The sequence below is a fragment of the Streptacidiphilus rugosus AM-16 genome (genome assembly GCF_000744655.1).
Classification (GTDB): Bacteria; Actinomycetota; Actinomycetes; order Streptomycetales; family Streptomycetaceae; genus Streptacidiphilus; species Streptacidiphilus rugosus.
In genome coordinates this window covers 2,915,070-2,937,280 of sequence record NZ_JQMJ01000004.1, presented here as the reverse complement: position 1 = coordinate 2,937,280, position 22,211 = coordinate 2,915,070, and the positions used below count along the sequence as shown (strand labels likewise).

Genomic DNA, 22,211 nt, shown 5'->3' with positions numbered 1-22,211 from the left:
CCCCTCGTAGGGTCGTAGAGGAGAGCTGGTTCGCCTTCGCAGCGGTGGACCGTTCCGCAATGACCTTGGAGTGTTCTGGATGACCGTCCTGCGTGAGGCCCCCGTGGCCGCGAGTGACTCGAAGGGTCGCGTCGTCGAGCTGGCCGCGATCCGTGAGCAGGTGCTCGCGGGCCCGAGCCAGGCGGCGACCGAGGCGCAGCACGCGAAGGGCAAGCTGACCGCGCGCGAGCGGATCGCCCTGCTGCTCGACGAGGGTTCGTTCAGCGAGGTCGAGCCGCTGCGCCGGCACCGGGCCGTCGGGTTCGGCCTGGAGGCGAAGAAGCCCTACACCGACGGTGTGATCACCGGATGGGGCACCGTCCACGGCCGCACCGTGTTCGTCTACGCGCACGACTTCCGGATCTTCGGCGGCGCGCTGGGCGAGGCCCACGCGCAGAAGATCCACAAGATCATGGACATGGCCATCGCGGCCGGCGCCCCGCTGGTCTCGCTGAACGACGGCGCGGGCGCGCGTATCCAGGAGGGCGTCACCGCGCTCGCCGGCTACGGCGGCATCTTCCAGCGCAACACGCGGGCCTCGGGCGTGATCCCGCAGATCAGCGTGATGCTGGGCCCGTGCGCGGGCGGCGCGGCGTACTCGCCGGCGCTGACCGACTTCGTGTTCATGGTCCGCGAGACCTCGCAGATGTTCATCACCGGCCCGGACGTGGTCCAGGCGGTGACCGGCGAGAAGATCTCCCAGAACGGGCTCGGCGGTGCGGACGTGCACTCGGAGGTATCCGGGGTCTCGCACTTCGCCTACGACGACGAGCGCACCTGCCTGGAGGAGGTCCGCTTCCTGCTGTCGCTGCTGCCGCAGAACAACCGGGAGACCCCGCCGGTCGAGCCGACCGAGGACCCGTTCGACCGGCGTTGCGAGGCGCTGCTGGACCTGGTCCCGGCCGACGGCAACCGCCCGTACGACATGCGCAAGGTCATCGCCGAGATCGCCGACGAGGGCCAGTTCATGGAGGTCCACGAGCGCTGGGCCACCAACGTGATCTGCGCGCTGACCCGGCTCGACGGCCAGGTCGTCGGCATCGTGGCGAACCAGCCGCAGTCGCTGGCGGGGGTGCTGGACATCCACGCGAGCGAGAAGGCCGCGCGCTTCGTGCAGATGTGCGACGCGTTCAACATCCCGCTGGTGACCCTGCTGGACGTGCCCGGCTTCCTTCCGGGCGTCGACCAGGAGCACGGCGGCATCATCCGCCACGGCGCGAAGCTGCTGTACGCGTACTGCAACGCGACGGTGCCGCGGATCTCGCTGGTGCTGCGCAAGGCGTACGGCGGCGCGTACATCGTGATGGACTCGCGGTCGGTCGGCGCGGACCTGGCGTTCGCGTGGCCGACGAACGAGATCGCGGTGATGGGCGCCGAAGGCGCAGCGAACGTCATCTTCCGCCGCGACATCGCCGCCGCGGACGACCCGGAGGCGAAGCGGGTCGAGATGGTGCAGCAGTACAAGGACGAACTGATGCACCCCTACTACGCCGCCGAGCGCGGTCTGGTCGACGACGTGATCGACCCGGCCGCCACCCGCGAGGTGCTCATCCGCTCCCTGCAGATGCTCCGCACCAAGCACGCCGATCTCCCTGCCCGCAAGCACGGCAACCCCCCGCAGTAGGAAGGCAACGATGACCTCCGTCAGCACCTCTCCGATGGTCCAGATCGTCAAGGGCGAACTGGCCGACGACGAGCTCGCCGCGCTCACCGCCGTCCTCATGGCCCGCGCGGCGGCCGCGGCCCGTCTCCCCGAGCCGCGCTTCGCCCACGGCAACCGCCACCCCCAGGCCCGCTGGCGCCGCCTCGAGCGCGTCACCAACTACCGCAACCCCGTCAGCTGGCGCTGACGGAAAGCCCGTCCCCGGGGGCGCGAGAAACCGCGCGCCTCCGGCGCGCGGGCGCGGGACCTCCCAACTGAGGGCTGGCTGCACTATCAGGGGCGCGAGGAACCGCGCGCCTCTGGCGCGCGTGCGCGGGACCTCCCAACTGAGGGCTGGCTGCACTATCAGGGGCGCGGGGAACTGCGCGACAAGCCACTGGCATGCTGATGGTCCTCAACGCGCAGGGCCATCCGCGCAGGGTGGTCGCTCGCGCAGTTCCCCGCGCCCCTGAGGCAGTGCAACTGCACGCTCGCGCGCCATGAGTCCGTCAACGCGCCCGCCGTCAGTCCAGCCACCGCAGGAGCCGGCGCATGCACGTCTCCGCCAGGGCTGCCGGGCCGTCAGGCCCGAGCGCCGGGGCGGTGGTCTCGGCCCACGCTTCCAGTGCCAGGCGGATCGCGTCCGTCGCCCCCGCCGCGATCATCCTCAGTTCCAGCGCACCCCGATCCGCGAATCCCGCGAGCACGGGGGTGAGCTGTTCCTCGGACTCCTGGTTCACCCGGTACCAGACCGCCCGCAGCCCCGCGTCCCGCGCCGCCGCCCGCAGCAGACCCCGCGTGCCCTCCAGCGCGTCCGCGCCCGCCGCGTCCGTCGGCGTCAGCGACAGCCGCGCCGCGTGCGCCAGCGCGTCCCGCAGGTCCGTGCCCGGCGGCTCCGCCGCCAACCTCGCGCGCCAGTCCGCGCCGCCGGCGCTCAGCAGGGGCGAGACCGCGTCCTCCTTGTTTCGGAAGTAGCGGTAGAACGTGCGCAGCGCGATCCCCGCCCGCTGTGCGATCTCCTCCGCCGTGGTGCCGTCCGGCCCCGCTCGGCGAACAGCTCGGCCGCCGCGCGGGCGATGTCGAGCTGGGTCGCGGCCTTGCGGCGCTCGGTCAGGGACGGCTGCTGTTGCTGGGCACTGCTGCTCACGGGACCACCCTATGCCGTCGACTGCGACCAGTGACGCGCCTGCATACTCTGTCTTGATGGCAAAACGTGCCATCAAGGCGTACCGTGACTGTTGACGCCGAGAAGTTCGACGTCGAGACACCAAGGCACGGGAGCTGCACATGAACCGCTACGAAGGTCGTCGAGTACTGATCACCGGCGGTGGCTCCGGTATCGGACAGGCCACCGTCCTGCGCGTGCTGGCGGAAGGCGGTCACGTGGTCGCCGCCGACGTCGACGGGGCCGGACTCGCCGCCACCGTCGAGCTCGCCACCGCCGCGGGCACCGCGTCGCGGCTGCACACCGCGCTGGTGGACATCGCCGACGAGGCGTCCGTCCGCGAGGCCGTCGCCACCGCGCTCGCCGCCCTCGGCGGGCTGGACGTGCTGGTCAACGCCGCCGGCATCCTGCGCTCCTCGCACACCCACCGGACCGGCCTGGATCTCTTCAACAAGGTCATCGCCGTCAACCTGACCGGCACCTTCCTGATGATCCGCGAGAGCATCCCGGCGCTGCTCCAGGGTGACGCGCCCGTCGTGGTGAACTTCAGCTCCACCTCCGCCAGCTTCGCCCACCCCTACATGGCGGCCTACGCGGCGAGCAAGGGCGGCATCCAGTCCATGACGCACGCGCTCGCGGCCGAGTACGCCAAGCAGGGCCTGCGCTTCGTCGCCGTCGCGCCCGGCTCGATCTCCAGCGGCATGACCGACGGCAGCGGCTCCAGCAGGGAGAACGTCGGCCCCGGCCTGCCGGACGACGCGGACCTCTCCCTCTTCATGAAGCTCGCCCCCGCGCTCGGCCAGGGCTTCGCCGGGCCCGAGGCGGTCGCCGGCGTCGTGGCGATGCTCGGCTCGGTGGACGGCTCCTTCATCACCGGCACCGAGATCCGCATCGACGGCGGCACGCACTTCTGAGCCCCGCCTCTCGGGGCCCGCCTCTCTGAGCCCCGCCTCCAGGGTCCGCCCCGCGAGAACACGAGGAGGGGGCGGCCCAACGGGCCGCCCCCTCCCCTCATCCTGTCCGAACTACGGGACTAGCAGGCCCCGTTGTCCGTCCAGACACCCGCCGCGCCACCGGGGGTGTCGCCGTAGGTCCACCACTTTGCGGTCCACTTGTGGCCGCCGTAGCTCACCACCGCGCCGCCGTTGTAGGCGGTCGTCGCGCTCCACGCGGCGACGGAGCAGCTGCCGCCGCCACCGCTGCTCGACGAGGGCGACGGCGAAGCGGACGCCGAAGCCGACTGCGAGGGCGAGGCGGACGCGCTCGGCGTGCCGGTGGGCGGCGTCGCGCCCGCGAACTGGACGTCGTACTTGGTGAAGTCCCAGGAGCCCTGCGGCACGCTGCTGCAGACGCCCGACGTCTGGCCGTTGTTGTCGGCCGGGGTGCACTGCCGGTCGCGGTTGATCGACCAGAAGGTGTACCGCGCCATGTGGTTGGACTCGGCGAAGTTCAGCACCGTCTGGAAGTCGGACTGGTAGAAGTACTCGCCGCTGTCGCTGCGGCCGTTCATCATCGAGATGCCCTCGTGCGCGTACGCGGTCGCACTGCTCCAGCCGAAGGTGTTCATCAGGAGCGTGTTGAACGACTGCAGTGCCGAGATCTGGCTCGACGCGCCGTTGAAGCCGCCGTCGAACGGCATGATGGAGAAGTTGTTCGGCGTGAAGCCGTCCGACTTCGCCTGGTTGAGCATCTGCTGGCCGAACCAGCCCGTGCCGGACGTGGTGCCGGGGGTCGTCACCGAGATGTAGAGACCCGGGTTGTTCTGCTGCAGGATCTGCGCGGCGCCGATCTCGTTCGCGACGGCCTGGGTGTTCTCGTACTCGGGCTCTTCGAGGTCGAAGTCCATCGCGTGCAGGCCGTACTTGTCGATCACCTGCTGGTACGCGGCGGCGGTCGCGGCCGGCGTCGAGCAGGTCTGGCCGAGCTTGGTGCCGCCGTAGCCGCCGATGGAGACCGAGACGTCACCGCCCGCGGCGCGGATCGAGGCGATGGTGGAGGCGACGGACGTGTCGCTGGAGACCGCCGCGGTGCCGCCCCAGGTGGGGGTGCAGCCGCCGCCGTTGGGAGCCAGGATGAAGGCGAGTTGGAAGGCCTTCAGGCCGGTGGCCGCCATGACGTCGGTCGGGTTCGGCGGGTTGTTGTCCAGCGGCATCAGATACGGCGCGGCGGCATACCAGTTGTTGCCGAGGGCGGCCGTGGTACTGGCCTGGGCGCTGGCGCCCATGGACGCGATCAGGCCGCCGGCCGCGAGGGCGGCCGCGCCGACCGTCGCGACCACGCGGTTGGGGGTGAAGCGGAACACCTGGAACTCCTTGTGGGGAGGAGGACGAGGACATGACGAGCACGTGTGGGGGTGTGCTCCGCTCCAGAGTGGTCGACGTGTTGATGGCGCGTCAAGGGAATGGACTAGACCTAGGGCTAGACCATTGGCGTCACTGCTGTCCCTTCCGTCACCCGGCGACGACCACCGCCACCGTCGTCCCCGGACCGAACTCCGGCCCGCCCAGCCCCGCGAACAGCGCAAACAGCGCCTTCGCCTCATAGCTCGGGTCCAGGGCGAGACCGTGGCGCGCCTCGAAGTCGGCCCGGAACGCGTCCAGCTCCGGCGTGCGCCTGCCGTAGCCGCCGAACACGTGCGAGACGTCGATCCGCCAGTCGCCGCGCCGACCCCCGAAGGCCTGCCGTTGCAGGGCCAGGGTCTCCGCCTCCAGATCGGCGTGGTCGAGCGCCGCGAAGCCGATCACCCTTGTGTCGGGGGCGCCGGCGGCCAGCCCGGCCAGCATCCCGCCCGTCCCCACCGAGCAGCAGACCACGTCCAGGTCCACGTCCATGCCCGACCCGGCCAGCTCCTCGCCCAGGCCGACACAGCCGCGCACCCCCTCCGCGTTGCTGCCGCCCTCAGGCACCACCCACGCCGGACCATGGCGTTCCAGCAGCGCGTCCAGCGACGCCGGCTCCATCCGCGTCCGCCAGGCGGCACGGCTGACGAAGTCCAACTCCATGCCGTCCGCCACCGCCTGACGCAGCACCGGATTCAACTCCCGGCCGCGCAGCTCGTCCCCGCGCACCACACCGACCGTCCGCAGACCCGCCTCCCGCCCGGCGGCCGCCGCCGCGCGAAGGTGGTTGGAGTAGGCGCCGCCGAAGGTCAGCAGCGTGTCGTGGCCCAGCGCGCGAGCCCGCTCCAGATTCGGACGCAGCTTCCGCCACTTGGTGCCGGAGACCGGCGGATGCAGCAGGTCGTCACGCTTCAGCAGGATCCGCACCCCCGCGCGCTCCGCCCGCTCGTCCCGCAGCGGCCACAGGGGAGACGCGCCGGTCACTCCTCGGACCCCGGCCCGTCGGACTCCGGCGCCTTGGATCCCGACTCCTCGGACCCCGGGAGTCCCCAGGCCTGCGCCACCAGCTCGTACGAACGGCGGCGCGCCTCGTGGCCGTGGATGTTGCTGGTCACCATCAGCTCGTCCGCGCCGGTGCGCTTGCGCAGCGCCTCCAGATCCTCGCGGACCTGGTCCGGCGTGCCGACGACGACATTGGCCAGCCACGAGTCGAGGAACTCGCGCTCCAGCGGGGAGTAGGGGTACGCCTCGGCCTCCTCCGGCGTCGGCACCAGCCCGGGCCGCCCCGTGCGCAGGCGCAGCATCGCCAGCGCCCCGGACCCGGCCAGGCGCCGCGCCTGCCGCTCCTCGTCCGCGGCGACCACGCCCACCCCTATCAGCGCGTACGGCTCGGCGAGCGCCTCGGAGGGACGGAACGACTCCCGGTACAGGTCCAGCGCGGGCACGGTGTTCTGCGCGCTGAAGTGGTGCGCGAACGCGAACGGCAGCCCCAGCCGCCCGGCCAGCTCCGCGCTGAACCCCGACGACCCGAGCAGCCACACCGGCGGCCGCCCGCTCCCCGGCGCACTCGCCTGCCCCGGCACGGCCCGCAGCCGCTCGTACGGGTGACCGGCAGGGAAGTCCGCGTCGAGAAAGTGCAGCAGCTCGCTCAGCTGCTGCGGAAACTCGTCCGCCGCGTCCAGCCCCGCTCCGCGGCGCAGCGCCCGCGCGGTCGCCTGGTCCGTCCCCGGCGCGCGGCCCAGCCCGAGGTCGATCCGGCCCGGATGCAGCGCGTGGAGCAACCCGAACTGCTCGGCGACGACGAGCGGCGCGTGGTTCGGCAGCATCACGCCGCCGGAGCCGAGCCGGATGCGTGTCGTGTTCGCCCCGAGGTGCGCCATCAGCACGGCGGGGGAGGAGCTGGCGACGCCCGGCATCCCGTGGTGCTCGGCGACCCAGAAGCGGTGATAGCCCCACTCCTCCGCGCGCTGCGCGAGCACGGTCGTGGCGGCGAGCGCCTGGGTCGGCGTATAACCGTCGCCGACGGTCGCCAGGTCCAGGATCGACAACGGCGCTTCGGGGACGGTCGGGCTCATCGTGCGGCTCCACGGGGTACGGGCGATGTCTACCCCAAGGGCAACCGCGACCCCACCCGGCCTGTTCCCGCCCCTTCGGGAACCACCGGCCCACCCCGAACGTGACACCCCTCACACGGCCCGTACTTCCCCTTTTCGGAATTCGGAAGGAACCCCGAAGTGTTCGACGACTTCAAGCACGTCGCGGACGTCACGACCTTCCTCCCCGAGGACCTGCTCCTCCTCTGTGCCTCCCCGGAACACGAGGGGCGCATCCGGACACCGACCTACCTCGCCTACGCGCTCGGCGGCGCGGTCCTGGCGGAGCTGGTGCTCGCCGGAGCGGTCGGGATCGACGGCAAGCGCGCCCACCTGGTCCAGCCCGGCATGGCCTTCCGCCACCCGGCCCTCACGGCCGCCCTCGCCTCGCTGCCGCCGGCCGCGCCGAAGCCGCGCGGTGCCTCGCTCTCCAGCTGCGTGTCCGCCCTCCGGCACCGCGTCGCCGGGCCCTACCTCGACTCCCTCACGGCCTACGGCCTCCTCCGCGCCGACCAGGTCCGCGTCCTTGGGATCTTCCCCCGCACCCGCCACACGCTCACCGACCCCTCGGCCCGCGCCTCCCGCGTCGCCCGCATCGACTCCGTCCTCGCCTCCCCGTCCGCCGCCTCGCCCCGTGACCGCTACCTCACCACCCTCGCCGCCACGGCCGGCCTGACCAACCACCTCCGCCCCACCCGCCCCGACCGCCCCACCCGCCGCCTCCTCACCGACCTCACCCGCGCCGACCCCCTCTCCTCCGCCGTCGCCTCGGCGATCTCCGCGGCGCAGAGCTCGTCCTCCTGACGGCCGGCGGGCCGGGGTGGTCACGAGCACCCTCGCAGGTCAGGTAGTATTTCTGTCGTGCCGAGGCGCGGGAAACCGCGAACGGAGCACACCGGCGCCGCTAGCTCAGTTGGTTAGAGCAGCTGACTCTTAATCAGCGGGTCCGGGGTTCGAGTCCCTGGCGGCGCACCACCAAGGTGGTATCTGACCTGCGGCTTCATGATTGATCATGGAGCCGCAGGTCTTTTTGTGCCCGTGGTGGGAGCGGGGTGGGAGCACCGGGCGCGAGGCCGTCGCGAAACGCTGCTGATGAGCCTCTATTTTTCGAGCTTGGTGGTGGGAACACGCTGCTCAGGCCAAGCAAAGGCCGTGGGCATGCGTTCGACGGTTGCAACTCTCTGCCTGCTTGTTTGCTTGCTCGGGTCGCGGGGGTGGGGGATGCCCGCGGGCGCGCCCGACGCTGGCGCGCGACCGCGCACACGGTCAGATGTAGGCGCGCGCTCCCGGCGCGCGCTCACTGCAGGGCTGCACCGGACGGGCCGAGAAATGCTCTGGCCCGTGAGGCGTTGTTCGCGTGCGCTCCGGTTAAGATCCTTTGTGGTAGCGGAAGTTGACGCCATGGGGGGCGACGGTGGGACAGAAACTTCCTGAGCCGCTGCGGGATCTGATTGCAGCCGTTCACTCCGAGATCGCCGCGAGTCGCCGGGACTCGGGTGACGGTGCCGAAAAGGTGGTGCTTCAGGGGGGTCGCCGCGTGAGTGGCGGCGAGCGCTCCGAGTACCTGTTCAGTTGTCGTTCCTGGCGGGACTCCCTCAATGGGAGGCCGGTTCTGGTGCGCCTGGAGCGAAGCCAGCAGCCATGGGTGACTGCTGACGCCACACGGCTCCCGGACGGCAGCATCCGGGTCACGACGTCGGCCGATCTCGGGCCGAACCCGGGTTCGGTGCTGCTGCGCGAGGACGATGCCTCGAACTGGATGGTGCTGGCCGAGCGTTTGGAGGCGGCAGGCCAGACGGGCAGCCCGGTGGACCCGGCGAAGAGCGGGCAGGTGCTGGGTCTGAACACGCCGACGCTTTCCCGGGTGCCGGATCCGTCCCGCTTGGTGGGTAACTGGCCCACGCTGCAACTGAACCCGGCGCAGCGAGCCGCGGTGGAGCAAGCTCTCGGCAGCAGCGTCCTGTTCCTTTGGGGTCCGCCTGGCACAGGTAAGACCGATGTGGTCTCCCACATCGCGGAGGGCTGTTACCGGCAAGGGCTGAACCTGCTCTTCCTGGCACCGACCAACGTGGCTGTGGACCAGGCCCTGGAGCGGATGTGTGATCTGCTTCAACGAGAGGCCGGTTTCGAGGACGGGCTGGTGCAGCGCGCGGGAGAGATCTCGGTCGCAAGCTTGGAACAGAGCTACGGCGAGTTCGTCGACCCGGTGCGCATCGCGGGCAGGGTGGGGACGCAGATCGATGCGGCGCTCGCGGTGGCGCAGTCCCAGCTGACCACGGTCCGCGCGGAGCTCGAGACGCATGACCAGGCCATCGAACTTACCGGGTCGCTCTCAGTGGCGTCGAAGCGCAACTCCGCCGCCATCGCCACATTGGAGCAGGCAACCCAAGCAGCGCTGAGGCTTGATGCCGAGGGTGCTGCCCTCCGTCTGAAGATCTCCGAGATCGGAGTGCCGTCGGGCCTGATGGCCAGTCGGAAAGCGGCACGTCTCCAGGAACTCCATGGGCGATTGCGCGCCATCGACCAGGCGCTGTCCGACAACTGGCACCAGCGGAACTGGGCCGAGCAGGAGGAGAGCACCACCAGCGCCTTGATCGCCGACCTTGGCCCGCGCTTGGCCGCGTTGCAGCCGAGCTTGGCGGGACTGTCGGCGCGTCCCCGCCTCGTTGAACGAGCTGAGGTGCTGCAGCGGGAGCTGGAGGAGCTGGACCGGCAGAGGCGCGGCCTGGCTGAGGCGGTACGGTCGCGCTGCCGCGTCATGGGCACCACGGTCGCGAAGGCCGTGCAGTCCCGGAAGCTGTTGGAGCGCGTCGACGTCGTCATCTTGGACGAGGCCGGGATGGTCGATCTCCCCTCGGCGTGGTACGTCGCAGGGCTGGCCGACAAGCGTGTGATCCTGGCGGGTGACTTCCGCCAGCTCCCCGCGATCACCAAGGGCGGCCAGGACCGCAAGGCCACCGAACCCGAGCGCGAGCATTCGCGCCAGTGGGCCGAACGCGACGCGTTCCATGCCGCTGGACTCGTCACGGCCAGCGGTTCCGCGCGCATCGGTGACCCCCGGATGGTGGCGCTCAACACTCAGTACCGCATGCACTCAGCGATCTGCGGTCTCGTCAACGCTGTTGCCTACCCCGACTCGCCCTTGCGTACCGGACGGCCCGACGGCTCGCGACTGCCCCCCTCGCCGCTCTTGGAGGGCCCACTGGTGTTGGTGGATACGTCCGGGCGACGTATCCCGGGCCGTGACCACAAGTCCAACGTCGTGCACGAAGCTGTGATTCACCAGTTGGTGCGGGGGCTCCAGTACGACGGCGTGCTGCCGGGGCGCAACTGGGCTGATGTGCCGCCTGGAGAGCGGGCGGCCGATCGGATGGCGGTCATCGCCCCCTACAAGGATCAGGTCAAGGCGCTCAACAGCAGCCTCGCCCAGCGCTTTGGCGAGCAGTACGAGGGCCTGGTCGACACCGTCCACCGCTTCCAGGGCAGCCAGCGTCCACTGATCGTCATCGACACCGTCGCGGGAGCCGGCCAGTCACCTGGGTACTTCTACTCCGGTACCGGCCTCTCGTCGCAGACCTGCCGCCTGCTCAACGTCGCGCTCAGCCGGGCCCAGGACCACCTGGTCGTGGTCGCCGACACCGAGCACCTGCGCCAACACCTGGCTCCGCACAGCGAAGTCCTGCGCATGCTCGAGCACCTCGAACAGCACGCCACCCGGCTGTCCGTGGACGACCTCGTGCCCATCCGCGCGGCTTCCGACCTGGGCGGGCTTTCGGAAGACGAGTTGGCGCGCCCCGCCTTCTTCCCCTCCGACGAGGTCCAGCGCGCGGTCGCCTGGGACCTGCGCCAGGCACGCAAGTCCATCGAGGTCTACTGCGCCTTCCTGGACCCGCAACCAGTGCGGTACTGGAGCAGGGCATTCCGCGACCTCGTCTCCCGCGGCGTGCAGGTCACCGTGTTCACTCGCGACCACTCCGCAAAGCCCCAGAAGGCGGCACTGGTCGAGGAACTGCGCGCGGCCGGCTGTCGCGTCGAGCAGCGCGAAAGGATGCACGAGAAGGTACTCATCGTCGACGAGACCGTTCTCTGGCACGGCTCGCTGAACCTCTTGTGCGGTACCGGACCGACCGACCTCATGATGCGCATCACTGAAGGGGCCGCCTGCCAGCGCGTCCGCCGCATCATCGACCGCGCCCGCCCCGAACGTCGAACCAACGCCTCTGGACGCGAGGACCATCGTGGAGCTGCCGATCAGCCGACTGCCGCCAACGCACCGACCGGCGGCTCAGGCAGCAACAGCGTCCCGCCGGCAGGCGACGGCCCGGCGCCCGGAGTTGAGGTAGGCGGACGGCTGTACCTCAACGTTCCCTTCGCTGACAAGGATCAAGCCAAGAACGGTCTCGGTGCCCGATGGGACCCCACTGCCAAGCTCTGGTGGGTGACCCCGGACAAGCGCGCCGCCGCCCAACGCTGGCTTCCCTGCCAGTAGTAGCGGCGGTGACGACCTCGCACAGCGTGCTCCACCTGTGCCGAGGCCCGTCACTCCGCTTTCAACATGCCAGGGACATTGCGGGCAACTCGGCATGCGGTGGCTGCATCGTCGCTGGGGAAGCCGTGCGACCTTGCAAAGGTGGTCGGCTCACGAGATGCCCGGCCTTGGGCACCCGTTCCGGGTCACTTTCGATGCGGCCCGTGTGGACTCCAACTTCCGAGATACGGGCGCAGGTCGTCGGAAGTGATCGCTGGCTCCTCGACGAGGTCTGACAGGTGCTGGAGAGGGTCGATGCTGTCTGCGTGTTCTCGGGCCCATTCGATCCACTCACTGATCGCGGTGGCAGGTGAGTCAGTTGGCTTTGCCCGAACGCGTTGCTCAAGGGCATTGCAGTAGTCCCGGATGCCGGCCGCGAGCCGCCAGGACTCCGTTTGTTCTCGGATGGCTTTCGCTCGATGGGCGTCGCGGGCTTTCCGGTGGGCTCGCTCCATGGCGGCTTGCCAAGCCTGCTGGGTCCGCTGTGCTTCAAGGGTTGCGTCCTGGGAAATGGTGTACGGGTTTCCACCTGATCCGGGGGTTTGCTCCTGAATCGGTTGGGTGCCCGCATAGTTGAACGGCCATCGGCTGATCTTCGAGGTGTCTAAGCCCGAAGGAGACCAGCACGATGACCGCACCTGACAGTCTGCCCCTGCACGCCACGATTGAGGCGAACTTGGCCTCGGCGAGTCCCGATCTGCTGCGCGCGATGGTCAAGACGTTCGCCGACGCGCTCATGTCCGCGGAGGCCGACGCTCTCTGCAACGCCGAATACGGGCAGGTCAGCGACGAACGCGTCAACCACCGCAACGGCTACCGCCCGCGCGAGTGGGACACCCGCGCCGGCACCGTCGAGCTGGCCATCCCCAAACTGCGGTCGGGCTCCTACTTCCCCACCTGGCTGCTGGAACGCCGACGCCGGGCCGAGCAGGCCCTGATCTCGGTCGTCGCCACCGCCTACCTGCTCGGCGTCTCCACCCGCCGTGTCGAGAAGCTCGCCGAGACCCTGGGCGTCACCCAGCTGTCGAAGTCCCAGGTCAGCGAGATGGCCAAGCACCTGGACGGGCGGGTCGCGGAGTTCCGCAACCGCCCCCTGGACCAGGGGCCCTACACCTTCGTCTGGCTCGACGCGCTGACCCAGAAGGTCCGCGAGGGCGGCCGCGTGGTCAACATCGCATGCCTGGTCGCCGTCGGCGTCAACAACGAGGGCCAGCGCGAAGTCCTGGGCCTGGACGTCGCCACCGTCGAGGACGGAGCCGGCTGGACCGCATTCCTGCGGTCCCTGGTCGCCCGCGGCCTGGCCGGGGTGAAGCTGGTTGTCTCCGACGCCCACACAGGCCTGGTCGACGCCGTCGCCGGGGTCCTGCCCGGCGCGAGCTGGCAGCGCTGCCGCACCCACTACGCCCGCAACCTCCTGACTCAGGTCCCCAAATCGGCCCAGCCGTGGGTCGCCACACTGCTGCGGACCGTGTTCGAGCAGCCCGACGCCGACGCGGTCCATCAGCAGATGGGTCAGGTGATCGGCTCGCTGCACGAGAAGTTCCCCGCCGCGGCCGAGCACCTGGAGAACGCCCGCGAGGACCTGCTGGCGTTCGCCGCCTTCCCACGCACGGTCTGGAAGAGCATCTGGAGCAACAACCCGCAGGAACGGCTGAACAAGGAGATCCGCCGCCGCACCGACGTCGTCGGGATCTTCCCCGACCGAGCCTCCGTCATCAGGCTGGTCGGCGCTGTCCTGGCCGAGCAGAGCGACGAATGGGCCGAGCAACGGCGCTACATCGGGTCCGAGATCCTCGGCCGCTGCCGCCTCCACCCGATCGAGGGAGAACCCACCGACGACACCAACCCGACCGCCCTCACCGCCTAATCTGCAAAGAGATCACCGACTGGCCGTCGATACACCACGCCAGCGGACGTGACCGCTTCAAGTTCGCGCTGATGTTGCCGCTCGATCTCGGCATCGGCAGCGCCGACATCCACGAAGAAGCCGGTTTGGGTCTTCGCGAAGGCTCGCATGAGCACGACATCCTCGGCGTTGCCCGCGTAAGAGATTATTCGGAAATCAGGCGGTCCGTAGCGCGTCACACCGTCCCCCTTGTGAAGGTCAATCCGTCCGATCCAAGGAGCGCAGCACCGTCAGCAGCCCTTCGAGGGGAGCGAGCTCCGTTTCGTCCTCAGCGTCGAGGTCGGGGTTTAGGTGCATGAGATTATTGCGAAATGTGGAAGCAGCCTTGAGTCCCTGCGCGAAGAGCGAGCCATCGATGCGCCAGCCCAGAGCCATCCAGACCGAGGAGTCCTGGAAGATCAACCGATACTGCCCCATCGTCAGGTCCTTGGCCGCCATGACGCTGGAGGCCCGGGGGCCGAGGATGCACCGGATCTGTTCTATCGTCACCACGTGGTCCGACAGAGCCGCGTCGACGATCCGCCGCAGCCGGCGCTCGATCTCGGCCACGAGGAGGAACGGTTTCAGCTGGCTGCCGAGCTGGCGCGTGAGATCCGCAGCGGTGACCATGCCGGTGATCGCGCGGTCCTCGTTGCGAACGAATACGTAGCCCCTGTCGTAGATCTCGGGGATCCAGTTGAGCAGCTCTTCGTCGCCGGAGACCTCCCGGGCGCGCCTGTCGATGGTGTCAGCGAGGGTGAGGCTCGTAGCGCCCCGCAGGCCGGCTCGACCGATGCTCTCCCAGCTCACGACCCCGACAAGACGCCGGTCGGCGTCCAACACGGGAAGTTGCGAGAAGTTGCGCGTGGCCATGTACAGCATGGCGGTGCTCAAATCGTCGTCGGGCGTCAGAGACGTCAGCGCGTCGCCGAGGTCCGATGACGCGACCTGTCCGATGCGCACGGTGACGGGCCTGTCGTCGAACCGCGCAGCGACCGGCAGTTCAGCAGCAGTGGGCACATGAGTGCCTGGCTCCGGTTCGGCGCCCACCGGAATCACAGTCACGCGCCTGTTGAGGTTCAGCGCGTAGTCGGCGAATGACGGCTGGGTGGTCAGGCCGAATGCCTCCAGATCCGCCTCGATCTCCTCCACGACCGAGGGCCAACGGTGGACGTGTCCCCATATCCCGATGAACTCCCGGATGGTCATGCTCACCGGTTCGTCCTCAGCGGTGGCGTTTCTGACGTACTCCCGGAGGCGCTCAGGGGAGGAACCGAGGCTCGCGAGAGCGGGCGAGGCGTGGGAGGGACCCGGGTCCGTGCCGGTGCCGGCGAGATGGCCCATGCGCCGGGCGGCTTCGTGCCGGCGAAGCTCGAAGACCGTGAGCAGCGAGCCCAGGCTGTCGCGCAGGTCTGGCTGGACAACGTGGCGGTCGAGGTCCTTGTAAGTCCACTTCACACTGCGGACGTGCCGAAACTCGGGCTCCTGCTCTTCCCGGTACCGATACGGGCCGTCGAGGTAGGAGCAATGCTCAGGACTTGTGGATCAGCCCCGGGCGGGACGCGGAAGGCGTACCTTCCCGAATGATCCGTAAGGTCTCCGAGTAGGCCCGCGTTGCAGCGCGGGTCGGGAAGGCACGCCCGTGCTCAGCGTAGTCACCGACGACGGCTCCACACAGTCCGGCTCCCTGATCGACGAAATCGTCCGCGAGGGCGCCCGCCGGATGCTTGCCGCCGCGCTGGAAGCCGAAGTCAACCAGTACATAGCCGAATTGGCGTCCGAGACCGACGAGCAGGGGCGACGCCTGGTGGTCCGCAACGGTCGCCACAACGCGAGGACCGTGGTCACCGCGGCCGGGCCGGTCGAGGTCAGCGCACCTCGGGTGAACGACCGGCGCATCGACGAGGAGACCGGCGAGCGGAAGCGGTTCTCCTCCAAGATCCTTCCTCCGTGGTGCCGCAAGTCCCCGAAGGTCGCCGAGGTCCTGCCGCTGCTCTACCTGCACGGACTGTCCTCCGGGGACTTCGTGCCCGCGCTGGAGCAGTTCCTCGGCGGGACGGCCGGCCTGTCGCCGGCCACCATCACCCGGCTGACGAAGCAGTGGGGCGACGACCACGCTGCCTTCCAGGCCCGCGACCTGTCTGACCGGGACTTCGTCTACGTTTGGGCGGACGGCGTGCACCCGAAGGTGCGGCTCGGCCAGGCGCACTCGTGCGTCCTGGTCCTGCTCGGCGTCCGGTTGGACGGCACGAAGGAACTTATCGCCCTGGCCGAGGGTCTGCGCGAGTCGACCGAGTCGTGGGCCGATCTGCTGCGTGACTGTCGCCGACGCGGCATGCGCGACCCCGAGCTGGTCATCGGCGACGGCGCGATGGGCCTTTGGCGGGCGCTCGCCGAGGTCTTCCCCGCCGCCCGGCACCAGCGCTGCTGGGTCCACAAGGCTCGCAACGTCGCGAACTGCCTGCCGAAGTCCGCGCAACCGGGTGCGACGAAGGCCATGCAGGAGATCTACAACGCCGAGGACCGGGCCCACGCCGAGAAGGCGATCGAGGAATTCGCCCGCGCCTACGGCACGAAGTGGCCGAAGGCCGTCGCGAAGATCACCGAGGACCGGGACGAACTACTCGCGTTCTACGATTTCCCGGCCGAGCACTGGGTTCACCTGCGGACCACGAATCCGATCGAGTCGACGTTCTCGACGGTCAAGCTCCGCACGAAGGTCACCCGCGGCGCTGGCAGCCCGGCTGCGGCCCTCGCGATGGTCTTCAAGCTCCTCGAGTCAGCCCAGTCTCGCTGGCGGGCGATCACGGGAGCCCACCTGGTCCCTCTCGTCCGCGCGGGCGCCCGTTTCGAGAGCGGCCATCTGGTCGAGCGCACCGAGAACCACGCGGCCTGAGGGGAATGCCACGATGACTGTCACCGACACTTACGGCACCAGCACCTACACGGCCCAGCAGCTGGCCGGCCTTCTCGCCGAGCGACTGCCGGCGACCTTCGTCGAGCGCGAGAGCGACTACTTCGGCGTCTACTTCCTCGCCACCCTCGCAGACGCGTCCCGCATCAAGGTCCAGCCGAACGCTGTCCCTGGAGACGATGGCGAAGACGACCTTCTTGAGGACGACCACCCCGACGTGTCTGTTCTCCTCATCGTCACTGCGCCAGCCGAAGCCCAGCCCCTGGACTCGGAGCTTGCAGCAGTGGACGGGCTCACCCTGCTCCGATCCTCTCGACGCTGAGAAGCCACCGATCCACAGGTATTGACGATTGCTCGGGCGATTGTGCCGCTGATCATTCGCTGCGCAGTTCTGACGACGGTGGGCAGATCGCTCTCGCGCTGCGCGAAGCAGCGCACGTGCCAGGTGTCGCGAGCGTTCCACCAGGTGTCGAGTTCGAGGTGGATGGCGATGCCGTCCGCCGTCCACCACCGGTCGGCTGGTCCGGTCGCTTCTGTATCGGGGGTGGCGATGTCGAGGCTGGCGACCTCCGGATCCGCATGGCGCTCTGTGGTGGTGCGGAGGGTGACGTGTGGCCAGGACCGGACGAGCACGAGCTGGGCGTGGGCTTCGAGTCGCTGAGCAACGCTGCTGTTGATGATCCGAGGCTTTTCCGCCAGGGTCATCACCGTGCGGCCGTCCAGCAGGACGTCCAGCGGCCAGGTGTGGTCGCCGTCGATGATGCCGCTACGGATGGTCCAGCCGTGTGTCCCGGCTTCGACGATGGGTTCGCCCTGGAGTCCGTGCTCCATCCCGTTGGATCCGATGACTGGGTACCACAGTCCGCCGTACCGCTCCTCGAACCGGGGCATGGCTTCCAGCGCCAGCGCCGATGCCGGTTCTGCCCTCCCCTGGGCATTGACCGCGCCAGCCTGCTCCTTGATCAACGCGGAGTCCATCATCGGGTAGCGACGGGCTCGGGAGAGCAGCGCTCGGACACGAGCAGAGCGATCCGGATCGTCGAGGATATGCACGGGGCTACCGTACTGAGCCCTCTCGTGCAGCATGTTGTCAGCAGAGAGAACGGCGGGTGGGGGTCCTGTGGCAACCGGTGCGGTCCGCTGGCTTCCACAGCGGCACTGGTGCGCCCACACCGGGGCGCTCGATGGCCGGGTTTGCGGGGTGTCTAAGGTCGCGTCCATGACGAGGACCACGCCCCCGCGCCCGTTCGATGTCGAGCAGTTCTTCCCGGAACTGGCCGCCTATCGGGGCACGACGACGCGCCTCCATCCGCGGCCGGGGAGCCCCGAAGTGTCGGCCAGCTCGGTAGGCGGCCCGATGCTGTGGCCTGCGGACGAACCGTGGCCAGTGTGCAGCGAGGCACACGGCCACCGGCGCGGTCTGCGCCCGGTTGACATCCACCGGTGGCGGCAGGTCCTTTCTGTCGCATGGGCCCGGGAGCAGAATCCGGGCCCCACGGCTGAGGAACGAAAGCTCCTGGGGGCGCTACGCCTGGAGCACCGGCTTCCAGAAGTATCGGAAACAGACCCCCTGCCGCTGATCGGCCTCGCGCAGCTGTACCGGCGGGACGTTCCCGATCTGCCGGCCGGGCCGGGCGACTGTGATCTGCTCCAGGTGTTCTGGTGCCCCTTCGACGCGCACGGCCCCAGCCGGTACGCCCTCGAGTTGCACCTGCGCTGGCGGCGGTCGTGGGAGGTCGGCGAGGTGCTGGCCGTGCCACCACAGCCGCTGGTCGTCGGATCCGCCGGGTTCGTACCCGAGCCGTGTGTGCTGCACCCGGAGCAGGTGGTCACGTACCCGTTCGCGGGTCTCCTGCCCGAGGAGCTGTGTGCCCAGCTCGACGCCTGGGACGAAGCCCAGGAACAGGAGGCCGACCAGTCGGCGGATGAGAACGCGGCAGATCCGGCCGGCTACCAGTACGACCTGTCCGTCCCGCCCGGCTGGCGTGTCGGCGGTTTCGCGTCTTGGCACGCCACTGACCCGTACCCCATGGACTGCGAGACCTGCAGGACGCCGATGGACCTCCTGCTGACCATCGACAGCTCGGAGTGGGACGGTGGCAGCGGTAGGTGGAAGCCGCTGGAGGACCGAGACCTTCCCACCCATCGGTCCGCCACTCCCACCGAAGTCACCGTGGGCAGATTCGGCGAGCTCAACGTCTTCGCCTGCCCCACCGACCCCGACCATCCGCACCGGTGGAGTATCCAGTAGCTCGTCAGCCCGGGGCGGCTGCTTGCTCTGCCGCTGGGTTGTCGGTCCGGCCGGATATTCTCCGCGAGGCTCTGCAGGCGGGACGAGGAGGAAGCGTCCGTGGGTGCCAAGTCGGCGATGTTGGTCTTCTCCGAGGGGCGTGCCGCTGACCCCCTTCGCGTGGCGCGTGAATCGGACGAGGCGGCCGCTGCCGCGTTGGTCGCGCGGGTCCACCCGGGGTCCACGGTGGAGCCAGCGCCCGGGGAGTCGCTTTGGGATGGCACCTATCCGCCGGACGGAGCCTGTTATGCGGCGAGCTTCGAAGGCGTGGAGATCGTCTGCGATCGGCGGCTCATGGAGCACAGGCCGAGCCGGATGCCTCCGCACCTCCTCGCGGCCGCGCGCAGGGACCGCGTGTTCTTCCATGTGATGCACAGCGTCTCGGACGCTCTCACCTTCGCGGTCTGGGAGGGCGGTGTGCTGGTGCGCTCGCTCAGCCTGTCCCCGGACAGCGGGATCGTCGAGAACATCGGTGCCCCGTACGAGTTCGAGGCGCCGTTCTGGGCGGGTGCACGGCCGGTCAAGCCCGATCCGTGGTGGGGCGAAGACCAGCCGCCGTACCCGCTCGCGTTCCATCCCCTCGAACTGGGCGAGGAGGCGTTGCGGGCGTTCGCCGGATTCGTGCTGGAGGGCCGTCTGCACCCGGATGACGTGGACGCCGACGCTGTTCCGCTGCACGGCTTCCGCGTGACCGACCCGAACGGCCCCGACCCCGCCCAGGTCTGGGCGGAGCTCGAACAGCGCGTCGCCGCCATGCGCCTACGCAGCCACACGACCATCCAGTTCGGCGCGAACCGCGGCCAGGACGGTGCGTGATCGCGTGAGGCGGAGAGTGGAGAGGAGAAGGCCGTGAGCGTCACCGGATTCTGGGTGGTCGGAGTCGTGCCGGACGGCGGCATTGCCCGCCTCCAGGCGGAGCTTCCCGGCGCTGATTCCTACGGGCTCCGTGATCCTGAGCGCAACGGCGACCTGGAGTGGTGGAGCGAGGAGAGCGACCCGGCGTCGTTCTTCGATTCCGGACCGTACGGGCCTGTGCCCACGGAGCTGGCATTGCGGCTGCAGGACGCCCTCGCCGCACTGGGCTCCGTGGACAAGCGGCATGAGGCGGTCAAGGAGGAACTTCTGCAACTCGTCCCCCAGCGCGAGGGCGTCGACCTGTTCTGCGTGTCGACGCGCAAGGGAGACCCCGTTGCTGCACTCCATTACGGCCTCGGCCCCGCAGCGGTGTCCCAGCTCCCCGGCTGGCACGGCGACTTCCTGCTCGATGCGGCCGGTGTCCGTGCAGCCCTTCCGGCAGTGGAGGCCGCCCTCGACCTCGCACCGGGACGCCGCAGCGCCGTCGAGGAGCGCATCCGGGACTGGCTTGCCGGGATGGCCGACGGAAGCGACCACGACCTGGACGATCTGGTTGGCGGCCCCCTGAGGGTGCTGCGTCACGCCGCCCGGCACGGTCTCGGCGCTGCCGGAATGACGCTCTGGTACTGACCTGACCAGGCCGGACCTGCTTGCCGATCATTCGGATTATCGCCGCCAGAACGACGGTCGCCACCAGTAGAGATCTGGCTGGTAGTCGGGCCAGGGCGCTGGATCGTCGGCGTCCTCGAAGGAGTCCTGCTGAGGGTCGATCGGCCGCCAGAGCGGGTCGAGCGGCTCGTCCGGGAGGGGACGGCGGGTGAAGCGCAGGCCGCGCCGATCGCAGGCCCCGAAGCGCTGCACGTTGCCCTGCGCCTCGATCAAGGAGACGCGGTTGGCCCCGGTCGTGGTCGGCCAGCGCAGTTGGGACAGGTCGTCCTCCCAGAAGCACACCGGGCAGATGCCGTACGAGCCGCGCGGTTCGTCGTGGACGAGGTGTCCGCAGCAAGGGCAGGGGTGGCGGTCGGCAATCGTGGTGGTGTGGGCGGTGTCCCAGGTGCCGTGGCCGTGCAGCCAGGCGGGCAGGGTCTCGGTGCGTTCGCGCCAGACGGCGGGGATGCCCTCGGTGCCGACACGGGAGGCGACGATGCCGCCGACGATCGCGCACGTGGTGTCGACGTCGCCGCCGGCCGAGGCGGTGGCCCACAGAGCGGCTTCGTAGCTGGTCAAGTGCTGTGCGGCGCACCAGAGCGTGAAGGGGACGGTGTCCACCGCGCTGACCTGGCGTCCGTTGCCGAGCCGGTGGGCGGCGAGCTCCACGTGGGGCTGGTCCAGGAGCGTGCGCGCCTCCGCGATGCCCTCTCGGACGCGGCTGGGCGGGGTCAGGTCCAGAACAGTGGTGAGCAGGTCGGCACCCGTCACGGGTTCGGCTCGGCCCTGCGCGGCGCGGCTGGCGGCGACGGCGACCGCGACGGCCCCGGCGATGGCCTCGGGGTGGGTGTGGGTCACCTCGGCGGACAGGGTGGCTTGCCGGGCTGCTCGTTCCGCGTCGTCTGGGTAGCGGGCGCCGAGAGGGGCGACGCGCATCGCGGCGCCGTTGCCCCAGGAGCCCTGCCCGTCGAACAGGCCGGTTGCGAGTTCGCGCCAGTCGCTGCCCTGGCGGACCAGGCGCAGCAGGCGGTTCATCGCGGGGCCGTAGCCGCGGTCGAAGTCGTGGCGTTCGGCGAACGAGTTCGCGAGTTCGTCCTGGTCCACCATGCCTCGGTGCATGACGAGTTGGTGGATGGAGCAGGCCATCTCGGTGTCGTCGGTCCACGGCCATGGCGCCTCGGGTAGCCGCTGGTCGCGCAGGGCGGGGAGGTTGTCGGGGACGAAGAACTGGGCGCCGAAGGCGTCGCCGACGGCCAGGCCGTTCAAAGCGTCGCGCGCGGTGGCGGTGGGATCGGTCGGAAGACTGTCGAAGGAGTACGAGTGGAAGGCCATCGCCGCGCATCCTGCCAACCTTGGCCCACATCGACCAACGGGTTTGTCTGCTCGTTGGTCATGTCCGCTGGCTCAGCCTCCGCAGCCCGACACCCTAAACGGAATCAGATCACGGCAATTCGGGCCGCCTCCTTGCACCGAATCTGCGACGGGGTGCCTAGAAGCGGAACGTCACAGGTTGGCCCGCGAAACGTCTGTCAGGGGTGGCGGCTAGGGTGGCGCCCACTGATCACCGGTTGAGTCCTGCACCCGGTGTTTTGCCACGGCGTGGAGGAGGAGCTGTGCGGCGCTGGGAGCTTGTCGGGGGCGGGTCGTCGAAGTTCTGGGAGGCGGCGGTCGACGGCGCCTCTGTGACGGTGTGTTACGGACGGATCGGCACCGAAGGGCGGACGCAGATCAAGGCGTTGGCGTCGGCTGAAGCGGCTGGAGCCCAGTTCGACAAGCTGGTCGCGGAGAAGGTGAAGAAGGGATACCTCGAGGT

Annotated in this window: 17 protein-coding genes, 1 tRNA gene and 2 pseudogenes; 12 read left to right on the top strand and 8 right to left on the bottom strand. The window is 69.6% G+C overall.

Annotated features, from left to right (window positions below; genetic code table 11):
* Nucleotides 1–79: 79 nt before the first annotated feature.
* Both BS83_RS22235 and BS83_RS22230 read left to right on the top strand, forming a co-directional pair.
* Nucleotides 80–1,663 (top strand): acyl-CoA carboxylase subunit beta, encoded by a 1,584-nt coding sequence (locus BS83_RS22235; RefSeq protein WP_037609638.1) that lies wholly within the window; start codon nucleotides 80–82, stop codon nucleotides 1,661–1,663.
* 10 nt (nucleotides 1,664–1,673) lie between these two features.
* Entirely contained in the window at nucleotides 1,674–1,889 is a 216-nt protein-coding gene (locus tag BS83_RS22230; RefSeq protein WP_037605337.1) for an acyl-CoA carboxylase subunit epsilon, read from the top strand.
* A 316-nt stretch (nucleotides 1,890–2,205) separates the two neighbouring features.
* Here BS83_RS22230 and BS83_RS22225 read toward each other — a convergent pair.
* Nucleotides 2,206–2,828, bottom strand: a pseudogene (locus BS83_RS22225) (TetR family transcriptional regulator).
* A gap of 140 nt (nucleotides 2,829–2,968) precedes the next feature.
* Here BS83_RS22225 and BS83_RS22220 point away from each other — a divergent pair.
* Nucleotides 2,969–3,760, top strand: coding sequence for an SDR family NAD(P)-dependent oxidoreductase (locus BS83_RS22220; RefSeq protein WP_037605336.1), 792 nt, complete (start codon nucleotides 2,969–2,971; stop codon nucleotides 3,758–3,760).
* Between the two features lie 119 nt (nucleotides 3,761–3,879).
* Here the strand turns inward: BS83_RS22220 and BS83_RS22215 are convergent, their stop codons facing one another.
* From BS83_RS22215 to BS83_RS22205, 3 genes are all read right to left on the bottom strand, one after another.
* Entirely contained in the window at nucleotides 3,880–5,070 is a 1,191-nt protein-coding gene (locus BS83_RS22215) for a carbohydrate-binding protein (protein ID WP_051945507.1), read from the bottom strand.
* A gap of 226 nt (nucleotides 5,071–5,296) precedes the next feature.
* Nucleotides 5,297–6,169: a 1-aminocyclopropane-1-carboxylate deaminase/D-cysteine desulfhydrase gene (locus tag BS83_RS22210; RefSeq protein WP_037605335.1), complete on the bottom strand. Its 873-nt coding sequence runs from the start codon at nucleotides 6,167–6,169 to the stop codon at nucleotides 5,297–5,299.
* Nucleotides 6,166–7,260 carry an LLM class flavin-dependent oxidoreductase gene (locus tag BS83_RS22205; protein WP_051943601.1) on the bottom strand — a complete coding sequence of 365 codons (1,095 nt, stop codon included), beginning with the start codon at nucleotides 7,258–7,260 and terminating at the stop codon, nucleotides 6,166–6,168. Before BS83_RS22205 ends, BS83_RS22210 begins: the two co-directional genes overlap by 4 nt.
* 159 nt (nucleotides 7,261–7,419) lie before the next feature.
* Here BS83_RS22205 and BS83_RS42040 point away from each other — a divergent pair, with 159 nt between their 5' ends.
* The 4 genes from BS83_RS42040 to BS83_RS22185 all read left to right on the top strand — a co-directional run bounded on the left by BS83_RS42040 (nucleotide 7,420) and on the right by BS83_RS22185 (nucleotide 13,673).
* A complete protein-coding gene (locus tag BS83_RS42040) occupies nucleotides 7,420–8,082 on the top strand; it encodes a GOLPH3/VPS74 family protein (RefSeq protein WP_051943599.1) in 663 nt (220 codons plus the stop codon).
* A gap of 94 nt (nucleotides 8,083–8,176) precedes the next feature.
* Nucleotides 8,177–8,253 (top strand) — tRNA-Lys (locus tag BS83_RS22195).
* A 439-nt stretch (nucleotides 8,254–8,692) separates the two neighbouring features.
* Nucleotides 8,693–11,767: an AAA domain-containing protein gene (locus tag BS83_RS44165; RefSeq protein ID WP_157597276.1), complete on the top strand. Its 3,075-nt coding sequence runs from the start codon at nucleotides 8,693–8,695 to the stop codon at nucleotides 11,765–11,767.
* Between the two features lie 667 nt (nucleotides 11,768–12,434).
* Nucleotides 12,435–13,673, top strand: coding sequence for an IS256 family transposase (locus BS83_RS22185; RefSeq protein ID WP_037605053.1), 1,239 nt, complete (start codon nucleotides 12,435–12,437; stop codon nucleotides 13,671–13,673).
* Here BS83_RS22185 and BS83_RS45640 read toward each other — a convergent pair.
* Both BS83_RS45640 and BS83_RS22180 read right to left on the bottom strand, forming a co-directional pair.
* Nucleotides 13,670–13,891 (bottom strand): hypothetical protein, encoded by a 222-nt coding sequence (locus BS83_RS45640; protein WP_157597275.1) that lies wholly within the window; start codon nucleotides 13,889–13,891, stop codon nucleotides 13,670–13,672. The genes BS83_RS22185 and BS83_RS45640 overlap by 4 nt on opposite strands.
* A gap of 19 nt (nucleotides 13,892–13,910) precedes the next feature.
* The gene (locus tag BS83_RS22180) at nucleotides 13,911–15,149 is read right to left on the bottom strand and encodes a CBS domain-containing protein (RefSeq protein ID WP_037605334.1); all 1,239 of its coding nucleotides are present in this window, start codon (nucleotides 15,147–15,149) and stop codon (nucleotides 13,911–13,913) included.
* A 184-nt stretch (nucleotides 15,150–15,333) separates the two neighbouring features.
* On the opposite strand from BS83_RS22180, the gene BS83_RS22175 reads away from it, so the two are divergent.
* Nucleotides 15,334–16,587, top strand: a complete 1,254-nt coding sequence (locus tag BS83_RS22175; RefSeq protein WP_084713841.1) for an IS256 family transposase — start codon at nucleotides 15,334–15,336, stop codon at nucleotides 16,585–16,587.
* A 129-nt stretch (nucleotides 16,588–16,716) separates the two neighbouring features.
* On the opposite strand, the gene BS83_RS45635 is transcribed toward BS83_RS22175, so the two are convergent.
* Nucleotides 16,717–17,658 (bottom strand): hypothetical protein, encoded by a 942-nt coding sequence (locus tag BS83_RS45635; RefSeq protein WP_157597274.1) that lies wholly within the window; start codon nucleotides 17,656–17,658, stop codon nucleotides 16,717–16,719.
* Between the two features lie 166 nt (nucleotides 17,659–17,824).
* Between BS83_RS45635 and BS83_RS22165 the strand changes: the two genes are divergently transcribed.
* The 3 genes from BS83_RS22165 (at nucleotide 17,825) to BS83_RS22155 (ending at nucleotide 20,380) form a co-directional block, all read left to right on the top strand.
* Nucleotides 17,825–18,856, top strand: coding sequence for a hypothetical protein (locus tag BS83_RS22165; protein WP_037605332.1), 1,032 nt, complete (start codon nucleotides 17,825–17,827; stop codon nucleotides 18,854–18,856).
* A 117-nt stretch (nucleotides 18,857–18,973) separates the two neighbouring features.
* Nucleotides 18,974–19,711 carry a DUF6928 family protein gene (locus BS83_RS46590; RefSeq protein ID WP_408641099.1) on the top strand — a complete coding sequence of 246 codons (738 nt, stop codon included), beginning with the start codon at nucleotides 18,974–18,976 and terminating at the stop codon, nucleotides 19,709–19,711.
* A 33-nt stretch (nucleotides 19,712–19,744) separates the two neighbouring features.
* A complete protein-coding gene (locus tag BS83_RS22155) occupies nucleotides 19,745–20,380 on the top strand; it encodes a hypothetical protein (protein WP_037605330.1) in 636 nt (211 codons plus the stop codon).
* A gap of 36 nt (nucleotides 20,381–20,416) precedes the next feature.
* Here the strand turns inward: BS83_RS22155 and BS83_RS42890 are convergent, their stop codons facing one another.
* Nucleotides 20,417–21,730, bottom strand: a complete 1,314-nt coding sequence (locus tag BS83_RS42890) for an ADP-ribosylglycohydrolase family protein (protein ID WP_063774213.1) — start codon at nucleotides 21,728–21,730, stop codon at nucleotides 20,417–20,419.
* Nucleotides 21,731–21,933: 203 nt separating this feature from the next.
* Here BS83_RS42890 and BS83_RS48965 point away from each other — a divergent pair.
* A pseudogene (locus BS83_RS48965) lies at nucleotides 21,934–22,200 on the top strand (WGR domain-containing protein); the annotation flags it as partial.
* Nucleotides 22,201–22,211 lie beyond the last annotated feature (11 nt).